Raw genomic sequence first — 18553 nt, 5'->3', positions numbered from 1 at the left:
GAAAAACCTAATCCAAAACCAAGAATTAACATGATTAAGGTCATAGCAGCTGCGCTGACAGCACCGGCGAAAATGGCTGCCCATGAGACGCTGCTGTTATTTGCTGAGAGAGTTTCCATAGTGTGTTCCTTATAATTTACTTTCAAGTCCGGATTTGTTTTGTCTAAGTAAAATGGCGTTAGCCTTGCTGCTAGGATTTACTTATTTAGTAGAGCCCAACATTTTCGCTGAGGCTTTAATGAATAAACTAGATATACAACGGAGACTTTTCAGCATGCATGAACACGAAGAAAAGCACCGTAGTGTCAACGTTGAAAAGAATGTTTATGACGCTACGGGGTTTAAAGTAGCAAGCTAATCTGCGGGCTGATATTACATAGGTTAAAGTTTCAACAAATATTCACGTTGATAATGTCGAATACAGCAGAAATTTGTGCTTAATCGCTTAGTGGCTTGTCATCATTAAGTGGCCAAACAAAGCTAGGCAGAAACCGAATACCGCACCTAACGGTGGAGCCCAATGCTTTTCTAATTTGGACTGTGGGGCAATATCCTGAAAAATGAGATATAGAATTCCTCCCGAAGCAAATAACATGATGCCCCCCAATAACGTCGGATGATCTGATAAAAACCAAAACCCTAGTAAACCAGAAATGGGTCCAAGCACCACCAGTGCTGTCATTTTGGGGATCACGTTACCGTGTTTGTTGTGCTGTTTGAGTTCGCGGTAAGAATTAAAACCTTCGGGTAGATTTTGCAGCCCGATTAATAATGCTAGCAAAGGTCCCGCTGCTGGATTTAACGCTATCAATCCTCCCAGCGCGATGGCCTCGGGAATGTAATCCAAAATCATGCCCATCAATTGAGGAGATTCATTTTGATGTCTTGCCATTAACCGCTCAACACCGAAAAAAACCAGGCCACCCGACAAAATCACTGGAATACTCCAGAGAGAGTTGTGCATATTGTTTATGCCTTCAGGAACCAGCACTATCGTTACCGCGCCCAATAAAATCCCACCACCAAAAGCAATAATGAAATGTCTTAGTTCTCTCTCCAGCCACTGTGAATGCACCCGTTCAAATGAGGCCACCCAGCCACCGATAGGTATACAAACACCTGCAGCAGTGGTGAGTATGACAATCTTTAATACCGTTTCAGTATCCATTTTCTCTCTTCATTACATATTAGGCTGGCTAGGCTGATATTTGGTTAGTCAGCACTTTTAGTTCTCTTTAATAGTCAACATCATGACAGATTCCTAAGAGCCACTTTGGAGAGCCAGTATGACAATCGTCAACCATCACTCACCTTTACACTTATTTCAGGTCGGTTCTATAACAGCATTTTTTTGCCTGATAATCAGTAGTTTCGTGACAGCCGATGAAGCCAAACCTACCAACATCCTCAACGCAGATCAAAGAGTCTCTCTGGAGTTCACCGAATGGAAAGTTGAATGGAAAAATACCCGGCCACGCGATCCTTATGTCAGTGCGGATGCTCATATCTGGTTTGTTGGACAAGAGGGTGATTACATTGCCAGACTAGATCCACAATCAGGTGAGATGCAACGTTATGAAATTCCTAAAGCCGGTCCACATAACGTTATTGTCGATGACGAAGGCTATCCTTGGTATGCCGGCAACAAAGATAAACATATTGGTCGACTTGATCCCGAAACCGGTCAAGTGACCCGTTTTGAAATGCCTGAAGGTGTCAATGATCCGCATACCATGGCGTGGACGTCGGATGGCAATATCTGGTTTACCGTTCAACGCTCGGGTAAAGCCGGTTTTATCGGTAAATTAGCAACCGACTCAGGCGAAGTGGAAATTATTGAAGTTGACGGTAGCAATATGCGGCCATATGGTCTGGTGGTTGATGAACAAGATCGCCCGTGGATAGCCTTTATGGGCACTAATGCTATTGGCACCGTCAATCCTGATTCGATGCAATTGGACATCATCCCCACACCGCATGAAGAAAGCATTATCCGCCGGATCGGGCTGACTTCTGATAACAGAGTCTGGTGGGTAGATGCAGGTATGGGCTATGTTGGTGTATACAATCCACAGGATAAATCCATGCAGCAATGGCAAACACCGGGCGGTGAAGCAGCGGGATTATATGCCATGGCTGTCGATAGTCAGGATCGGATCTGGTATGTCGAAACAGGTCTACAACCCAATCGCTTTATCGGTTTTGATAGCAAAACGGAACAATTTATCGCCATTGATGAAGTCCCCTCTGGTGGTCAGACAGTGAGACATATGGTGTTTGATAAAGCCAGCAATGCAATATGGTTCGGCACTGATGCACATACTATTGGCCGCGCGGTGGTGCCGGATTAACAAATAGCTAACGTTGCTGAATATGCTATCAACTACCTATTGGAAGTGGATAACTGGTTCATGCTGTTAAGTTGTTATCAAAATAAATTACTGATTATCAGCCAAGCTGTTAATCCAGTTAAGATAAACGATAGCAGTGCCAGCAGGCCATCTTTGGCAATCAATGCTAGACCAAAAGCCACTAATGCAAGACCGCCCGCATTGGCGCTGAATGGTATAACTTCCATAAACGGCAACATCAGTGCTATCAAAATACAGACTATAGCAATCATGTACTTGGCCGTGCCATTAACAAAAATCAACAAGCGAGGGCGAATAAGCTTATCGATAAAATGTGCGGGTTTTTGCAACCAAGTAACAGCTTTTGCCAGTTTTTCACTGGAAATAGCGCGTTCCAATAACCAATTGGGTAACCAAAAATGTTCGTGACCGATGAGTAATTGGATAGCAATTAAAAATACAAACATTCCCATAATGCTGGGCACACCAGGGATATCACCAATGACTGGGGCTAATATAACTAAACCAGCCACCAACAACAGAGGGCCGAATGAACGGCGGCCGATCAGATCCATGATGCTATCAATGGAGACTTTCTCATCAGGTTTTTGTGCAGCCGCGTCACCGATACAATCAAACAATTGTTCGAGATTTGTTAGTTGTTGATCCTTACCCATTGATACTCACCTGTTTAAGGGAAAAGCCGTTTTGGTACCCACCACAAAAACACCATCATGCCAATCAGTTCGATTATTGATTGAAATACAATGACCACGGCTGTCAACTCATAACCTGTTGGCAAGGCCAAAGCCAGTGGCAACATCACAAATGAATTTCGGGTGCCAAAACTAAATGCCAACACCCTACCTTGTGAAGATGACAGTTGAAATAACCTAGATAAAAATTTTGAAATTCCTGCAGACATGACTAAAAACAACACAAAAATCAGTAATAGGTTTGCCAGTAAATCTACTGAGCCGATCACTACCCCCACCTGTGATGTTGTCATAATAAAAATTACCGCTGCCAACAACATCACTGGGAACCACCCTAAAATAGTGATGACCTGTTCGCCATAGGCATGTTTCTCTGCCCAAATTTGGCTGATCCATGCCAGTAATAAGGGCAACATAATCAAACCAATAAATGCCCAAACCATCTCACCTTGAGCCAAGTTGAGCGTCATTTCATTGCCTAAAAGCAACCACAAATAAAACGGTAACAAAAGCATTTGCATCAACAAGCTGATTGGCGAAAAAGCTATCGCACCATTGGTATCACCACCGCCAAGTTGCGTAAACGTAATAAACCAATCAGTACAAGGCACCAATAATACTAATAAAATGCCCAATCGCACGGCCGCATCGTTTGGTGCTAATAGCAAAAGACCCACAACAACCATCGGGATGATAATAAAATTTCCGACTATTGCAGCACACAGTAATCGAGGTTTATAAAAAGCTTCTCGCAAGTGCGTTAATGGAACTTGCGTAAACGTTGAATACAACAAAATACCTAATAATGGCCATATGGCGATTTCTAGACGGCTGCCAATTTCAGGAGCCATCAACCCCAAAATTAACCCAAGTAATAAGGCCCCCAGGTAAATGAATAACTGATTTTTCTCTAATGCAAGACGTGTCACCTATTGAATCCTTGCTGAATAATTAACCCCATTTAAGGGAGGCTTACGCCTATCTCTTGATCTTAACCTGAACACTTCTGTTACGCTGATTAACTGAAGTTAACGCGCTTTATCTCATCATGATTTACAACTGGTGGTAAAGCGTAAATCACATATGAGCTCTTATGTGGGCTACTTATGTCCAAAATCGAAAGATTTTTTTGATGAAAAGGAATCAAATATGCAGTCATTGCTTAGTAAGGCTTTTCTGGTCACCTTGTTTTCCCTGTGTTTTTTAACCTTATCATTTGCTGAAGATGGCGAAGGCAAACAAGTCGAAATAGAAAGCAAAGAAGGTAAAAAATCGGTCACTATTGAAGAGTCTCAAACAGGCGACCAATCCGGTGCGGGCACAGCCGTAACAGATGATCCAGTTGATGATGAAAAAACCACTGATGAAGATGACAATACGGATAAACCCAAGTATCAGGAATAATGGTTATATCTGTAAGAATGTTGCTTTATTTGACTAATGTGGGCCAGCTGCCATTTTTTTCTAAAAACGCCAGCAGATTTTTAGGCCGATATTCTTTATCGTTATCCCAACGCTTTTTCACCGACTGATGCATCAATATCTCGCCTTTATCATGGTCAATGAGCCGATATAACGGACTTTTGGATCGGTAAATATGCTTACGAGAGTTATGTAAAGTCGCATCAAAACGGCCGTTCAAACCACCTTTGAGATGGGGTTCGAGCACCAGCCCCGCTTCAGCAGCCTGTTGCATCATCCATTCAAGTGGAATATCGGATAACAAGCCACCGGTTTGTTTATCTGGCGCATAACTGCCGCCAATATTGCTATGAACACCAGCAAACCAAACCTGCTTTAGATCTAAGTTTTCCCGAGGATCCCAAATGGTAGGTTCAAAGTCAGAACGTACTTCGTCTATTGCCATTGCATGTCTGGCGATATCAACATTAGGGCCGATTTTGGTATCGTAAAACTCGTCTTTTTTGTCTAATAACCCTAAAAATGAAATAGGAATTCCCAATGCTCCGACAGTATCCCATACCCCTACAAATTTAATATTCCGACTTTTATGTGAATGCGCTTCTCGAAAGGCAATCGATTTTTCGCCATCTGGCGCATAGCTATAGCCTGGTTTTTTATAGTGTTCAAACGCTTCTTCAATCAATCTGGCATCCGGTCGTTTGAGGATGCCACAGTTATAAATCAAACCACTTAAGCTGCGAACGGTATACGCGCCACGACTAAAACCAAACAGAAAAATCTCATCACCAGGTTGATAGTTTTGAACGATATAACGGTAATCGTCCATGATATTTTTATTCAACCCTTTACCGGTGGCGCCACCCAATACTTGTTCATAATAAGAGCCGATGCCCCAATCGTAGAATACTTGCTGCGTGATGCCAGCAGAGCCTCGTGGATCGATTGAGCGCGCCATTCGTAGCACATTGGTGGGGAAATCTTTAGCCAGATCTTTTTCCGGTCTATTCCAGGTACCGTCTGCACAGACCACTATCCGCTTTGTCATCAGCGCACTCCGTCGGTTGTTTTATCCAGCAGCAAAGCCTTAGGTTACAGCTTTGTCATCACGCTAGCTGCTCAAGGCATCAATCGCGACACTAAACCTAAATAACTTTTAAAACAATACCTTAACAAGCTATTGTGTGGCAGGAGATGTTAGCCTTTTTCGTCTTCCTCTTCTTCCTCTGTACTTTTGCCTTTACCAGAAAAATCTTCGGTAAACACCTCTGAGAGAATCAGTTGTTCAATATAACTGCGTTGAGAAGCACGCACTGGAAACCGTACCACCAGATGAATTTCAGCGGCTGTAGGCACTTGAATGGTCACTCGTGGATCAACTGAACTCGCATCTAAACCTCGTTCATCACTGAGTCGCTGCATGTAAATCCGGGCATTTTCCAAATAAGGCTGACAATGTTTAGAAGCAGCGACCAATAAAGCTTGCTGTGCAATTTGCCATTTATCTGTTCGTTTAAATGGCACAGTGAACACATGCAATACATATTGCCGGGTATAACTCTCATTTATTACTGGTTCGGAAACAAATAAGGCGTTTGGGATCACCGCCATCCGACCGGTTCGTTGATGGGTCAATTTTCCTGGGCCCACTTCTAGAATGGTGGTGGCCAATAACGTTTGGTCTATAACGTCACCGCGAAAATCCTTGATTTGAATCCGGTCGCCAATATCAAAAGAACCCGCACCGGTTTTAAGTAATGATCCCGTGACACATAAAATCAGTTCTTTAGTGGCAACGACAAACGCTACAGCAATCGCCACAACGGATAAGGCCAGAGTTCTGAGCTCTTCACCCCAGATTAAAATCAGCCCGAGGATGAATATTAAAATAATGCCATTACGCGTCTGAACCAGCCATTTACGGCGCAATTCGGTGGAAGTCACTGTCCGGCGAATAAACCGAGAAGCTAAAGAATTTAAAACCAGGACCACCAGCAACAAGATAAAAGTGCTGCCGAATAAGCTGATAATAGGCAGAAAAAACGCAAAGGTTTCCTGTGAAATTCCAAGTTTTTCGTTCATTTAAATAAACCTAGTTTTAACGTTACTAAATAATACGCAATGTTACACCGAATGATAGGCCGCCAAGGTTAAGTGGTGAGATAAAGTGAACGATTTTCTATTGATAGCGATGGACACTAACTAATTTAATTGCCAAAGGCTTAAGCTTTAAGCGTCCAACTACTAAAAACCTACTGAGATTAATCATCAAAGCAGAATTATTTATATCCTATTCAATGACCTAATTGATTTAGCTCAATTAATCCTGCTAGCACCCTTTGCAGACGCTCATTCTTCGATCATAATCAAACGCAGGCACGTCAATACAACAAGAGGATCTACTCCGAATGATTAAACGACCCGACGCGACAAAACGTCTGTTTGTGCTCGATACCAATGTGCTAATGCACGATCCTACTGCTCTCTTCCGCTTTGATGAACACGATATTTTCCTGCCAATGGTGGTATTGGAAGAACTCGACAGAGGCAAAAAAGGTTTATCAGAAGTCTCCCGTAATGTGCGCCAGGTAAGTCGTTTCCTAGATGATTTACTCGAACAAGCAGAAGATAACGATGCAATAAATCTGGGTATCCCACTCCCCAGCGTGATCAATAGCGATGTACCTCATGCCAGTGGTCGTTTATTTTTCCAAACCCGTCAAATGGCCGGTGAATTACCTAAAGAATTACCCGGACAACTAGCTGATAATGCCATTCTGGCGGTTGCGATCAATCTGCAACAGGCTCAGGTCGATACCAACGTTATTCTGGTTTCCAAAGATATTAATCTGCGTATCAAAGCCACGGTTTTAGGTATTTGCGCCGAAGATTATTACAACGATAAAGTACTCGACGATGTGGATTTGCTGTATCGCGGTTCCAGTGAACTGAAAGCCGATTTCTGGGAAGATTTAAATCGCCTCGAATCATGGACCGAAGATGGCCGCACCTTCTATCAAGTTGAAGGCGATGTGGTCAAAGACTGGTATCCGAACCAACTGATTTACTCGCCAGGTGAGGAACGCGCGATTGAAGCGGTGGTGCGTAATAGCAATGACACCACTGCGGATATTGAATTAATTCACGATTATCGGCGCGAAAATCATTCCGTCTGGGGCATAACAGCACGTAATCGCGAACAGAATTTTGCATTGAATCTGTTAATGGATCCGGAAATCGATTTTGTCACCCTGCTGGGTCAGGCCGGTACCGGTAAAACCTTGCTGACGCTGGCAGCTGCATTAACCCAATGTATCGAACACAAACGTTATGGTGAAATCATCATGACCCGTGTCACCGTTCCAGTTGGGGAAGATATTGGTTTTCTGCCCGGTACTGAAGAAGAAAAAATGACGCCGTGGATGGGCGCATTAATGGATAACCTCGAAGTGCTCAACAAAACGGATGGCGGAGATTGGGGTCGTCAGGCTACCAATGACCTACTGCAGCGCTGGATTAAAATTCGCTCGTTGAACTTTATGCGCGGTCGTACCTTCCTCAATCGTTTCATCATTATCGACGAAGCACAGAACTTAACCTCTAAACAGATGAAAACGCTGATTACCCGTGCCGGCCCAGGTACCAAGATTGTCTGTCTGGGTAATATTTCGCAGATTGATACGCCCTATCTGAGCGAGACTACTTCGGGCCTGACTTACGTTGTGGATCATTTTAAAAACTGGCCACACAGTGGTCATATCACTCTGATGCGTGGTGAACGTTCGCGTCTGGCTGACTTTGCTTCAGAAAACTTGTAATCTGTTGCATCATTAAATGACATCGGACGGCACTGAGATTGTAATCTTTGTGCCGTCCGAGTTTAATACTTACTAGTTAAAGACAGCATTGATTCATAACTGGATCTCAAGCAGACAGGAATAAATAAGATGAACGATACATCCACAACCGGTGCTGATCGCAGAGCATTTTTTCGCATAAATGATCGTCTGGTTATGTCCGTCGTTCCACTTACCACTGCTGAAGCCGAGCAAATCGGTCAGGCAATTATTGATGCCACCCCTGAATCGGGTCAATTGACTCAACAAATGTCGTCTATCCAAAAAAGCTTTAATCATTTGACCGACCAAATTGGTCACACCAATAGAGATGTCGCCAGAGCACTGCGAATGCTCGATGAAAAGGTGAATCTACTGGCCCAGAATGTCCAATTGCTGCATACCCCACTTAATGCGGAAGCAGCAAATGAGGTAAACCTTAGTGCCGGCGGTTTGGCGTTAATGACTGACAGTGTTTTTCAACCCCGTTCGGCAATGGAAATCAGAATGCAGTTATTACCGGGCGGTTTACATATTCGCGCCATTGCCAAAGTTATTGCCTGTGATCAATTAATTGAAAGCTCTCAAGGTAAAAGCTTCTATCTGCGGATGGCGTTTACTCATATGAGTGAAACTGATAGAAATATTCTAGTAAAACACACATTAAATCGTCAGGCCGAAGAGCTGCGTAACAGCAAGCAGGTTTAACCCGGTTCACCTTTTCGCCAACATCCAACGTACAACTCTCCATTCATAGTGTTGTTCTGAGCTATTAAAAGAGAACGTTAAATGTCGACTACCCTACCCATCTTATACAGTTTCAGACGTTGCCCGTATGCCATGCGAGCGAGATTAGCCATCACGATTGCCGGACGTAAGGTGGAAATACGCGAAGTGGTATTAAAAGATAAACCGGCTGAATTGCTGGAGATATCGCCAAAAGGAACTGTTCCGGTGCTGTGGCAAAACAATGGTGATCTGCTGGAAGAAAGTCTGGATATTATGCTTTGGGCCGCGGGAAACCACGCCATCTGGCAATCTCTTGATGAGCAACAACGCAAAGAAACGTTAATATTAATTGAAGAGAATGATGTCAGCTTCAAACAAATACTGGATCGGTATAAATATGCCGATCGTTATCCTGAACACAGTGCAGAGTATTACCGTGAACAGGGCGAAAAGTTTTTAACAAAATTAGAACAACGGCTCAGCCAACAGCTTAGTTTAATGACCGATTCACTGACCTTAGTCGATTTTGCAGTGTTGCCGTTTATCCGACAATTTGCTTTGGTTGATTGGGACTGGTTCAGCCAGGCGGATTATCCAAAATTGCAGAACTGGTTAAATGGATATCTCCAGTCTGATTTGTTCGAAAAAATTATGCATAAATACCCGCAATGGCAGGCGGGAGATGAAGTCACTGTTTTTCCAGCAACTCCATAACAATCATCGCTATAAATTCAGATAAGCACTGGCATCTTCATTATCCGCAAGCTTGGGCACTATCCCCAGACATGGTGAAGAAATACGGTCTGTCAAACTCTGGATAATCGCTGTTGACTGGTGATCCTGCAAAAAATCATTGGCTACCCACCCCACCAGAGTCAGGCCAGAATCCGCGATTGCCTGAACGGTTAACAGAGCATGATTAATACAACCCAGTTTTATCGCCACCACCAGCACTACCGGTAACTGTAATGCTTTCGCCAAATCGGCAATCGTTTGCTTATCATTTAATGGCACCAGCCAGCCGCCGGCACCTTCGACTACGATGGCATCTGCCTGTAACTGCATGGCAGCAAATTGGGTTTCAATTCTATTCAGCGAAATAGTCTGGCCAATTTGTTCTGCTGCGAGATGGGGCGCAATTGCTGGTTCAAATGCGTAAGGATTGACCTGCGAATAGGGTAATTTGATATCTGCCTGTTGAATTAAAGCCAGCGCATCTTCATTTTTCCATTGACCATCCTGCCATTCACAACCACTGGCCACCGGTTTCATTGCAGCGACCTTTAGACCTTGCTGTTGCAAGACTTTGATTAGTCCGACGCTGATACGGGTTTTACCGACTTCAGTATCGGTACCGGTCACAAATACATGTTTAGTCATCAGAGCTTGCTTCTCAACTTTTCAAGACTGACTGGCACACATCCCTCTTCAGTCAAATGCAAAGAATTTTCACCCGCCCAGGCATGTCCATAAATCACTTCATAAGTGGCTGGAAGTTGTCCATTGACCCGGAATTGTTCACTGGCAGCTTTGACCTTGTTTAAGGTATTTTTTCCGGTTAATCCCCGGCGCCGTCCCTGATTAACATTGCGGGCACCCAATTGCTGCAAATCGCGCATCATGCCGATAATATCGCTATACAAAAGACTGTGCCGATCACTGTCCAGCACGGGGTCACTGAGTCCGGCGGCAAACATTGCCTCTGCCACATCATGCATATCCAGAAATACATTGATATGCGGATATTGATCTACAGCAGCCCAACTTTGACGCAGCTCTTGCAAGGTATCAGGGCCAAGCGTACTGAACATTAACAAACCACCGGGACGTAATACTCGTTGTATCTCGGTAAACGCAGCAGTCAAATCACACCATTGTAAGGCTAGATTGGCATACACCAGATCTACACTGTTATCAGCTAACGGTAACTGTTCGGCATCACCAGCAATGAACAAGGGTATCTGCTGACCGGGCAACCAGCGCCGTAATCCCTGATCATGACGATAACGTTGCCTCGCCTGTTTCAGCATAGCCGGTGCAATGTCTAATGCAACTTGCTGGGCCGCCGGATAACGCTGTTGCAGCAAATTCAGATTACGTCCGGTGCCGGTACCCAAATCGAGGATCTGCTGCGGTTTGATTTTGACCAATTCCAGACGATCCAGCATTTCATCAGCGGTATCGCGTTGCAATATAGCCACATCATCATAACTGTTCGCTGCATTGCCAAAGGCACGCGCCACCCGGCTTTTTTCCGGTCGCAGAGTTTGCTCAGTCATGGAGAAACTCAATGATCTTATTGGCACACAATTGTGGTTGAGAGATAAACGGTGCGTGCCCTCCTCCGGCAATACGATCGATTGAAATAGTACTATTTAAAAGGGCTATGGTTTCCGCCAACGTTATCGGTACCAGCTGATCGCGCTCACCGAAAATACATTTCACGGGCAGCGTTAATTGTGCTAAATCTGTACGTAAATCGAGTGTCTCAAGCAAATCTAGACCTGCCTGTAATGCTTCGGGATGGGCCACATTATCGGCAGTTTGCTCAGCCAGTAGCTGGATGGTCTCCCGACTACCTTCCGCACCACGCGCCTGTAACATAACAAAGCGTTTGAGGGTTTCCCGTTGGTTATGATCAAGCTGACCAGAAAACACCGAAAACACAGCTGAATCCATGGCATCTGGCCAATCGTCCGACGTCACAAATTTCGGGTTTGCTGCCATCAGAATAAGTTTACTGACCCGCTCGGGGAAACGTGCCGCAAATGCCAAGCTCAATTGGCCGCCCAACGACCAGCCCAGCCAAGCAGCAGTTGCGGGAACCGTTTGCGCTAATTCACTGAGGATAGTGTCGATTTGCAATGCGTCGGAATGCCATTCTGAGTCACCATGTCCGGGGAGATCAACAAGATGTAAGGTGAACTGTTCAGCCAGTAAATCAGTTAGTGGCTGCCACACGCCACTATGCATGCTCCAGCCATGCACCATCACCAGATTTGGCCCTTGGCCAATCCGTTTAATGAACATAACTAAGCTCCAGTGCATCAAGTAATTTATTAATATGTTCGGCTTCGTGTGCAGCAGACAGGGTAATACGCAATCTGGCGGTGTTTTTCGGTACTGTCGGCGGACGGATAATGCCCACTAAAATGCCCTGTTGTTCCAGATCCTGTCCCAATTTAAGCGCTTTTTTATCATCGCCGATCAACAGCGGCTGAATCGCCGTTTGTGAGGGCATTAGCGGTAAACCTAATTGAGTCGCACCATCACGAAATTGTTTGATATTTTTTTGTAATTTTTCTCGCCGCCAGGTCTCCTGTTTTACCAGTTTTAAACTTGCAAGCGTTGCTGCTGCAATTGCCGGAGGCTGAGCAGTGGTGTAGATAAAACTACGAGCCTGTTGCACCAGAGTCTCAATCACCACCTCATCAGCGGCAACAAAAGCCCCTGCCGTGCCAAAGGCTTTGCCAAAGGTGCCGACTAAAATCGGCTTTTGCTGTGTTAATTCAAAATGCTCAATCACACCGCCGCCGTTTTGACCAAGCACCCCAAGACCGTGTGCATCATCAATCAACACCCCTGTTTTGTGCTGTTCGGCTAAGTCCATGATTTCAGGTAATGGCGCAATATCCCCGTCCATACTGAACACACCATCACTGACAATCAGTTTGTTTCGGGAGTTGGTCGCGGAGTGCAGTCGTTGATGCAGTAACGTCATATCGGCATGGGGATAACGTAATTGCTGAGCATCGGTAAGACGGCCACCATCGAGTAATGAGGCGTGATTCAATTTATCCTGTACCAACACATCGGTTTTACCCAGCAGACCGTCAATCACACCGATATTGGCCATATAACCGGTCGAAAACAGAAGAACCCGCTGTTGACCGGTAAACTCTGCTAAAGCTTCTTCAAGCTGGTGGTGATAACGGCTGTGTCCGGTGAGTAAATGCGCGGCGCCACTACCCACGCCTTCGCGATCCAATGCGTTGGTAAAGGCTTTTTTTAATGTGGGATGTGCAGCGAGGCCTAGATAATCATTACTGCTGAACGACAATAATTTACGGCCATCCAATACGACCTCAACACCCTGTTCACCATCACGCAAACGCGAGCAACGATACAAACCAGCAGCTTGTCGTTCTTTTAATGCTTGTTGAAGTTGTGATTGCCAGGGAAGTTGTGACACGAAAGCGCCTCGATAAATCAGCTACGTGAAGCAATTAAAAAGGCGATTGCCTTTAAGTGAAATGCTCTGTGCGGCAAGACCACACAGAGCATCCAATTAGTTATGAAAAGGTTTATGCAGCTGAACAGTGTTTATCTTCCTGTTGCTGCTGACCGACTTGTAACGGTGTGATCCCCAGACGTTTGAATAAACGTTGATCATGATCGGTATCTGGATTGTCTGTAGTAAGCAGTTTTTCACCATAGAAAATTGAATTGGCACCGGCCAGAAAACTCATTGCCTGTAATTCATCGGTCATGTTTTCACGACCGGCAGAGAGTCTGACAAACGACTGCGGCATCATGATGCGCGCTACCGCGATGGTACGAACAAATTCAAACGGGTCCAGATTGTTAATGCCATCCAGCGGTGTGCCTTCGACTTGCACCAGTAGATTGATCGGCACGCTCTCAGGATGACTTGGCAGATTGGCCAGGCTGATTAATAAACCAGCACGATCCTTACGGCTTTCGCCCATACCGACAATACCGCCACTGCAGACATGAATACCGGCTTCACGAACATGACTTAAGGTATCCAGACGATCCTGATAAGTACGGGTGGAAATGATTTCACCATAAAATTCAGGTGAGGTGTCTAGGTTATGATTGTAGTAATCCAGACCAGCATCTTTCAGACGCTTGGCCTGGTGATTTTCCAGCATGCCCAGCGTGACACAGGTTTCCAGCCCCATGTCCTTTACACCTTCAATCATCGCCACAACACGATCCACATCGCGATCTTTCAGATTACGCCAGGCAGCTCCCATACAGAAACGGCTGGCACCGGTGGATTTGGCCTGTGCAGCAGATTCAAGAACTTTATCCAGAGGCATTAACGGTTCGGCTTTTACCGCAGATTCGTGATGCGCGCTTTGTGGACAATAACCACAATCTTCGGCACAGCCACCAGTTTTGATGCTAAGCAAGGTACTGATTTGCACAGCATTGGCATCAAAATTCTGCCGGTGAATGGTTTGAGCTTTGTACATCAGATCCGCAAATGGCAAATCAAACAAGGCTTCAATTTCCGCCTGCTGCCAGTCATGGCGAAGCGGTGCGGTCTTTTCTGCTATATTTTCAGTCATGGGCTTCTTCATCAGATTTAATGGATTAATAACATGATGGTCAGAAACTTTAGTGCCGTATTGACGCATCGTTTGGCGGAATTATACAGCAAACTGTTGCCGATTCCCTGCTTCCTATGTGGCGAGTTTAGTCAGCACGATGCACTTTGCAAAGCTTGTATCAACGACCTGCCGTGGCTGGACCAGTATTGCCAACGATGTTCGCTGCCGCTAAATGAAAATGGAATTTGCGGCCAATGTCTACAACAACCGCCGCCTCAGCAATCCAGTTTGGCGTTATTTCGTTATGAAACACCTATCAACCATTGTATTGCCGCGTTTAAATTCCATCAGCACCTGGTATTCACTCAACTGTTTGCCAGATTGCTTGCCGATAAAGTTCGCCAGCAGCAACAACCGTTGCCCGAAATAATCATTCCCATTCCTTTATATGCCAGCCGAATCCGTGAACGTGGTTACAATCAATCCGCTCAATTAGCCGACGGGCTAGCTCAGAAACTTAGGGTAAAAGTTGATAAGACAAGTTTGATTCGCCAGCGGAACACCACACCACAAGCGGGGCTAAGCGGCAAACAACGCAAACGTAATTTAAAACAGGCCTTTGCCGTCGCTAAAACATTGCCATACAAACATGTCGCTTTGGTCGATGATGTCTATACCACGGGGCATACGGTTGCTGAAGCTTGTCGCTGTTTGCAACAAAACGGCGTTGAGACTGTAGAAGTATGGACAATTGCCCGCGCAATACGCCATTATTAGGCCAATCACACTAATTTCAGTGCTCAAGGCTGTTGCATGCCTCAAAAAGACGTGACGACGCTTCAAGATCGTTTGGATGATTTAATTCGTATTGCTAAAAGCAATGAGCGGAAACAGCTCAATTTTCAGCAATATGAACTAAGCCTGCTTAATAGCAGCGGTCTTGAGCCGTTACTGAAACTGATCCTGGAAGAACATAAACATCGTTTTCAGCTGACAGCTGTCACATTGATGTTGCATGATCCTGAATACGAATTTCAACGTTTATTGGAATCATTGCCTGAGACACAACACTGGCAGAACGATCTGTTATTTACAGAATCTGTACAACGCCTGGAACAATTCTTCAGTTTAAGACGAGTGCCCCGTCTGACGAGCTTTTCACCGCATCAGCATCAGCAACTTTTCCCCTCAAACAGTGAATTAGGCTCAGTCGCCCTATTACCATTAATACGTCAAAATCAGTTAATTGGCAGCCTGAACTTAGGCAGCCGCAACCCCAACCGATTTCAATCCAATATTGGTACACAATTCCTGCAGCATTTGGCTGCGGTGGTCTCGGCCTGTATTGAAAATGCGCGTTTACATGAAGAAGTCAAACTGGTTGGTTTACGAGACCCCTTAACCGGCGTGAACAATCGCCGCTTTTTTGATCAACGTATTACTGAAGAATTCAGTCGAGCTAATCGCAACAAAACGCCTTTGTCTTGCTTATTTGTCGATCTCGATTATTTCAAACGTATTAATGATAGCCATGGCCATCAAACTGGTGATCAAGTGTTGAAACATGTCGCACAACTGCTTAATGATAGCCTCCGGCAAGGTGATGTATTGGCTCGCTATGGTGGCGAGGAATTTGTTGTATTGCTGGCAGACGCCAGTCGTTCAGTAGCAGCAGACATTGCAGAACGTATGCGGAAAACGGTTGCAGAAACCGATTTCAATTCCTCAATCGGTAAAACCTTACGAGTTACTTTGTCTGTTGGCGTTTCAACGTTAGAACCAGGCAGCACTATGACAGTTAAGCGCTTATTACAGTCTGCTGACCAGGCGGTTTATGGAGCTAAATTATCGGGCCGCAATCAGGTAAAGGTCAGTGCCGAAGCGTGAGAACAGCTTGTATGTTGGACGGTAGTCTCTACAATCAAAAGCAAACCCTATTGAAGAGGATCTGGTGAATCAACTGAAAGCGTTTTCAGATGCATTTGTGCATGCGTTGAAAAATTTACTGCCTATTGTCATTGTAGTGGTTATTTTTCAAACCTTTGTATTGCAAAGCATTCCCGAAGACACCCTATCAATTAGCATTGGCCTGTTTGTCGTCGCCATTGGTGTCGCCTTATTCCTGCGTGGCCTTGAGCTCAGTATTTTCCCGGTCGGTAAAAGTCTTTCCAATCAATTTACCAAACGTGGTTCATTGTGGATTTTATTGTCGTTTGGTTTTGCTCTGGGTTTTTCTGCGGTGGTTGCCGAACCGGCATTGATTGCAGTTGCTGAACAAGCTCAAGAAATCAGTGAAGGACGAATTGATGCACTAATCCTACGTTTTCTGGTGGCCATATCAGTAGGCTTTGTGGTCGCGCTTGGGGTGTTTCGCATTCTCTTTGGTTATCCACTGCATTGGTTCATGATCATTGGCTATCTTGCCGTTGTGACCATTACCTTTTTTACTCCGGCTGAAATTGTAGGCTTGGCCTATGATTCTGGCGGTGTCACCACCAATATCGTCACTGTGCCGTTAATTGCCGCTTTAGGTATTGGTTTAGCCACATCAATTCGTGGCCGTAACCCGCTTATTGATGGATTTGGTATTGTGGCAATGGCAGTAATGGTGCCAATGATAACGGTACAGCTTTATGGCATTGTCGTATTTAGCGGAGCTGAAACCGCTTCGGCAGCAGATTTCAGTATTGATACCGCTCAGCAAGAGGCGATTTCCGGCCCGATGACTATGCTGATGGATTTGCTGGGCATGGTGGGCGATGTCTTGCCCATTATTATCACGATTCTTTTCTTCCAATATCTAGTTCTAAAACGTCCTCTAAATAATCCACGCAAAGTGGTTTTAGGATTTGCCATGGTGCTGTTCGGTTTATATGCATTTGTGGTTGGTCTCAAGATGGGCTTGTTCCCAATCGGCAGCAGCATGGCTGAACAACTAATAAAAAATCAGCATATTGTGTATGTCTATCTGTTTGCTTTTGCCATTGGCTTTGCCACAACCATGGCTGAACCGGCTTTGATCGCTATTGGACAACAAGCAGAAGAAGCTGCTTCAGGTGGGATAAATGGCAATGTCATCCGAATTCTGGTGGCTATTGGTGTAGCAGTTGGCATAACTATAGGTGTACACCGCATTATTGCGGGTGATTCAATACATCATTACATCATCGGCGGTTATTTTCTCGTCATTTTGCTCACGTTGATTGCGCCTAAATATATTGTGCCGCTTGCTTATGATTTAGGTGGTGTGACAACATCAGAAGTCACCGTACCATTGGTCACGGCACTCGGTATCGGCCTAGCCACGCATATCGAAGGTCGAAATATTCTAATGGATGGCTTTGGCTTGATCGCCTTTGCCTCTATCTTTCCAATCATCACAGTCATGCTCTATGCTATCGCGATGCAGATCATGACGACATTGAAAAAGGTAAACGCATGAAATTTTCAGTACTGGTCGCTATTGTTCCAGAAGAAAGCGAACAAGCTGCTATTGATGCAGCGAGGGATTTAGGAGCGGGCGGCATTACCCTGATGACAGCTCGTGGTATCAGTAATAACGCCAAAAAAACCTTCTTTGGACTTAGCTACGATGGCAGTCAAAGTGTTTTAGTGATGGTGCTGGAAAAAGGCTTGTCCCTGCAAGTACTTAAAGCCATCCAAAAAATTCTAATGCCCGATAATCAAGATTCGAAAGGTTTGGTTTTTACGCTGCCTCTTGAACATCTTGCCGGTATTGATACTTCTCAGGTGGAAAAATTTCAGCAGCATTTACGAGAAACTTCTTAATCATCAAGGATTGCGCCCGATGCGATTAGTTAAAGATATTATGATTACTGACGTGGTGACTATTTCACCGTTTGCCAAAATGCGTGAAGCCTTAAGCCTGATGAAACGCCACAAAATTAAATCCCTGGTGGTGGACAAACAGAATCATCATGATGCGTTTGGTTTGGTCACCTATAGCGATATTCTGAAAACCGTCATTGCAGAAGAAGGTGATATTGATTTACTCAATGTTTACGATATCTGCGCTAAGCCAGTGATTACGGTGGGAGAAGATTTGTCGATTAAGCATGTCGCTACTTTGATGACAACACATCGTGTGAAACGTTTATTAGTGGTGAATAATAACGACCTGGTTGGTTTGGTGGCAATGAATGACATCATGGAACAACTGCTAAGCGAAATCGAATAAA

20 protein-coding genes are annotated in these 18553 nt (G+C 44.8%); 10 read left to right on the top strand and 10 right to left on the bottom strand.

The genetic code is table 11. The features are described from left to right. Positions 1–445: 445 nt before the first annotated feature. On the bottom strand, positions 446–1168 hold the full coding sequence (locus ACN0V2_RS06865) for a ZIP family metal transporter (RefSeq protein WP_417550058.1): 723 nt from the start codon (positions 1166–1168) through the stop codon (positions 446–448). A gap of 118 nt (positions 1169–1286) precedes the next feature. Between ACN0V2_RS06865 and ACN0V2_RS06860 the strand changes: the two genes are divergently transcribed. Beyond that, positions 1287–2351 carry a lyase gene (locus ACN0V2_RS06860; RefSeq protein ID WP_417550057.1) on the top strand — a complete coding sequence of 355 codons (1065 nt, stop codon included), beginning with the start codon at positions 1287–1289 and terminating at the stop codon, positions 2349–2351. Between the two features lie 77 nt (positions 2352–2428). On the opposite strand, the gene ACN0V2_RS06855 is transcribed toward ACN0V2_RS06860, so the two are convergent. Beyond that, complete coding sequence (locus tag ACN0V2_RS06855; protein ID WP_417550056.1) at positions 2429–3028, bottom strand: exopolysaccharide biosynthesis protein; 600 nt, start codon at positions 3026–3028, stop codon at positions 2429–2431. A gap of 14 nt (positions 3029–3042) precedes the next feature. Beyond that, positions 3043–3996, bottom strand: coding sequence for an arsenic resistance protein (locus tag ACN0V2_RS06850; protein ID WP_417550055.1), 954 nt, complete (start codon positions 3994–3996; stop codon positions 3043–3045). A 220-nt stretch (positions 3997–4216) separates the two neighbouring features. On the opposite strand from ACN0V2_RS06850, the gene ACN0V2_RS06845 reads away from it, so the two are divergent. Then, entirely contained in the window at positions 4217–4471 is a 255-nt protein-coding gene (locus tag ACN0V2_RS06845) for a hypothetical protein (protein WP_417550054.1), read from the top strand. Positions 4472–4496: 25 nt separating this feature from the next. Here the strand turns inward: ACN0V2_RS06845 and ACN0V2_RS06840 are convergent, their stop codons facing one another. Then, positions 4497–5537 carry a DUF2235 domain-containing protein gene (locus tag ACN0V2_RS06840; protein WP_417550053.1) on the bottom strand — a complete coding sequence of 347 codons (1041 nt, stop codon included), beginning with the start codon at positions 5535–5537 and terminating at the stop codon, positions 4497–4499. 149 nt (positions 5538–5686) lie between these two features. Then, complete coding sequence (locus ACN0V2_RS06835) at positions 5687–6571, bottom strand: mechanosensitive ion channel domain-containing protein (protein ID WP_417550052.1); 885 nt, start codon at positions 6569–6571, stop codon at positions 5687–5689. A gap of 326 nt (positions 6572–6897) precedes the next feature. On the opposite strand from ACN0V2_RS06835, the gene ACN0V2_RS06830 reads away from it, so the two are divergent. From ACN0V2_RS06830 to ACN0V2_RS06820, 3 genes are all read left to right on the top strand, one after another. Further along, complete coding sequence (locus tag ACN0V2_RS06830; RefSeq protein WP_417550051.1) at positions 6898–8307, top strand: PhoH family protein; 1410 nt, start codon at positions 6898–6900, stop codon at positions 8305–8307. 129 nt (positions 8308–8436) lie between these two features. After that, positions 8437–9033, top strand: coding sequence for a PilZ domain-containing protein (locus ACN0V2_RS06825; RefSeq protein WP_417550050.1), 597 nt, complete (start codon positions 8437–8439; stop codon positions 9031–9033). An 81-nt stretch (positions 9034–9114) separates the two neighbouring features. Next, positions 9115–9768, top strand: a complete 654-nt coding sequence (locus ACN0V2_RS06820) for a glutathione S-transferase (protein WP_417550049.1) — start codon at positions 9115–9117, stop codon at positions 9766–9768. Positions 9769–9777: 9 nt separating this feature from the next. Here ACN0V2_RS06820 and bioD read toward each other — a convergent pair whose 3' ends face one another. The 5 genes from bioD to bioB form a co-directional block, all read right to left on the bottom strand. Beyond that, positions 9778–10434 (bottom strand): dethiobiotin synthase, encoded by a 657-nt coding sequence (gene bioD, locus ACN0V2_RS06815; RefSeq protein ID WP_417550048.1) that lies wholly within the window; start codon positions 10432–10434, stop codon positions 9778–9780. Continuing rightward, positions 10434–11333, bottom strand: a complete 900-nt coding sequence (gene bioC, locus ACN0V2_RS06810; protein WP_417550047.1) for a malonyl-ACP O-methyltransferase BioC — start codon at positions 11331–11333, stop codon at positions 10434–10436. The genes bioD and bioC overlap by 1 nt, the downstream gene beginning before the upstream one ends. Next, positions 11326–12084, bottom strand: a complete 759-nt coding sequence (gene bioH / locus ACN0V2_RS06805; RefSeq protein ID WP_417550046.1) for a pimeloyl-ACP methyl ester esterase BioH — start codon at positions 12082–12084, stop codon at positions 11326–11328. The genes bioC and bioH overlap by 8 nt, the downstream gene beginning before the upstream one ends. Then, entirely contained in the window at positions 12074–13246 is a 1173-nt protein-coding gene (bioF, locus tag ACN0V2_RS06800; protein WP_417550045.1) for an 8-amino-7-oxononanoate synthase, read from the bottom strand. Before bioF ends, bioH begins: the two co-directional genes overlap by 11 nt. Before the next feature lie 112 nt (positions 13247–13358). Continuing rightward, positions 13359–14372 carry a biotin synthase BioB gene (bioB, locus tag ACN0V2_RS06795; protein WP_417550044.1) on the bottom strand — a complete coding sequence of 338 codons (1014 nt, stop codon included), beginning with the start codon at positions 14370–14372 and terminating at the stop codon, positions 13359–13361. Between the two features lie 33 nt (positions 14373–14405). Between bioB and ACN0V2_RS06790 the strand changes: the two genes are divergently transcribed. From ACN0V2_RS06790 to ACN0V2_RS06770, 5 genes are all read left to right on the top strand, one after another. Next, the gene (locus tag ACN0V2_RS06790; RefSeq protein WP_417550043.1) at positions 14406–15131 is read left to right on the top strand and encodes a ComF family protein; all 726 of its coding nucleotides are present in this window, start codon (positions 14406–14408) and stop codon (positions 15129–15131) included. Between the two features lie 36 nt (positions 15132–15167). After that, a complete protein-coding gene (locus ACN0V2_RS06785; RefSeq protein ID WP_417550042.1) occupies positions 15168–16241 on the top strand; it encodes a DUF484 family protein in 1074 nt (357 codons plus the stop codon). Between the two features lie 64 nt (positions 16242–16305). Next, positions 16306–17796 (top strand): DUF1538 domain-containing protein, encoded by a 1491-nt coding sequence (locus ACN0V2_RS06780; protein ID WP_417550041.1) that lies wholly within the window; start codon positions 16306–16308, stop codon positions 17794–17796. After that, a complete protein-coding gene (locus ACN0V2_RS06775) occupies positions 17793–18143 on the top strand; it encodes a transcriptional regulator (RefSeq protein WP_417550040.1) in 351 nt (116 codons plus the stop codon). The genes ACN0V2_RS06780 and ACN0V2_RS06775 overlap by 4 nt, the downstream gene beginning before the upstream one ends. Before the next feature lie 19 nt (positions 18144–18162). Further along, positions 18163–18552: a CBS domain-containing protein gene (locus tag ACN0V2_RS06770; protein WP_417550039.1), complete on the top strand. Its 390-nt coding sequence runs from the start codon at positions 18163–18165 to the stop codon at positions 18550–18552. Position 18553: the final 1 nt, after the last annotated feature.

This window comes from Methylophaga sp. (genome assembly GCF_048266885.1).
Lineage (GTDB): Bacteria > Pseudomonadota > Gammaproteobacteria > Nitrosococcales > Methylophagaceae > Methylophaga.
This window is presented reverse-complemented; position numbering and strand designations above follow the sequence as displayed.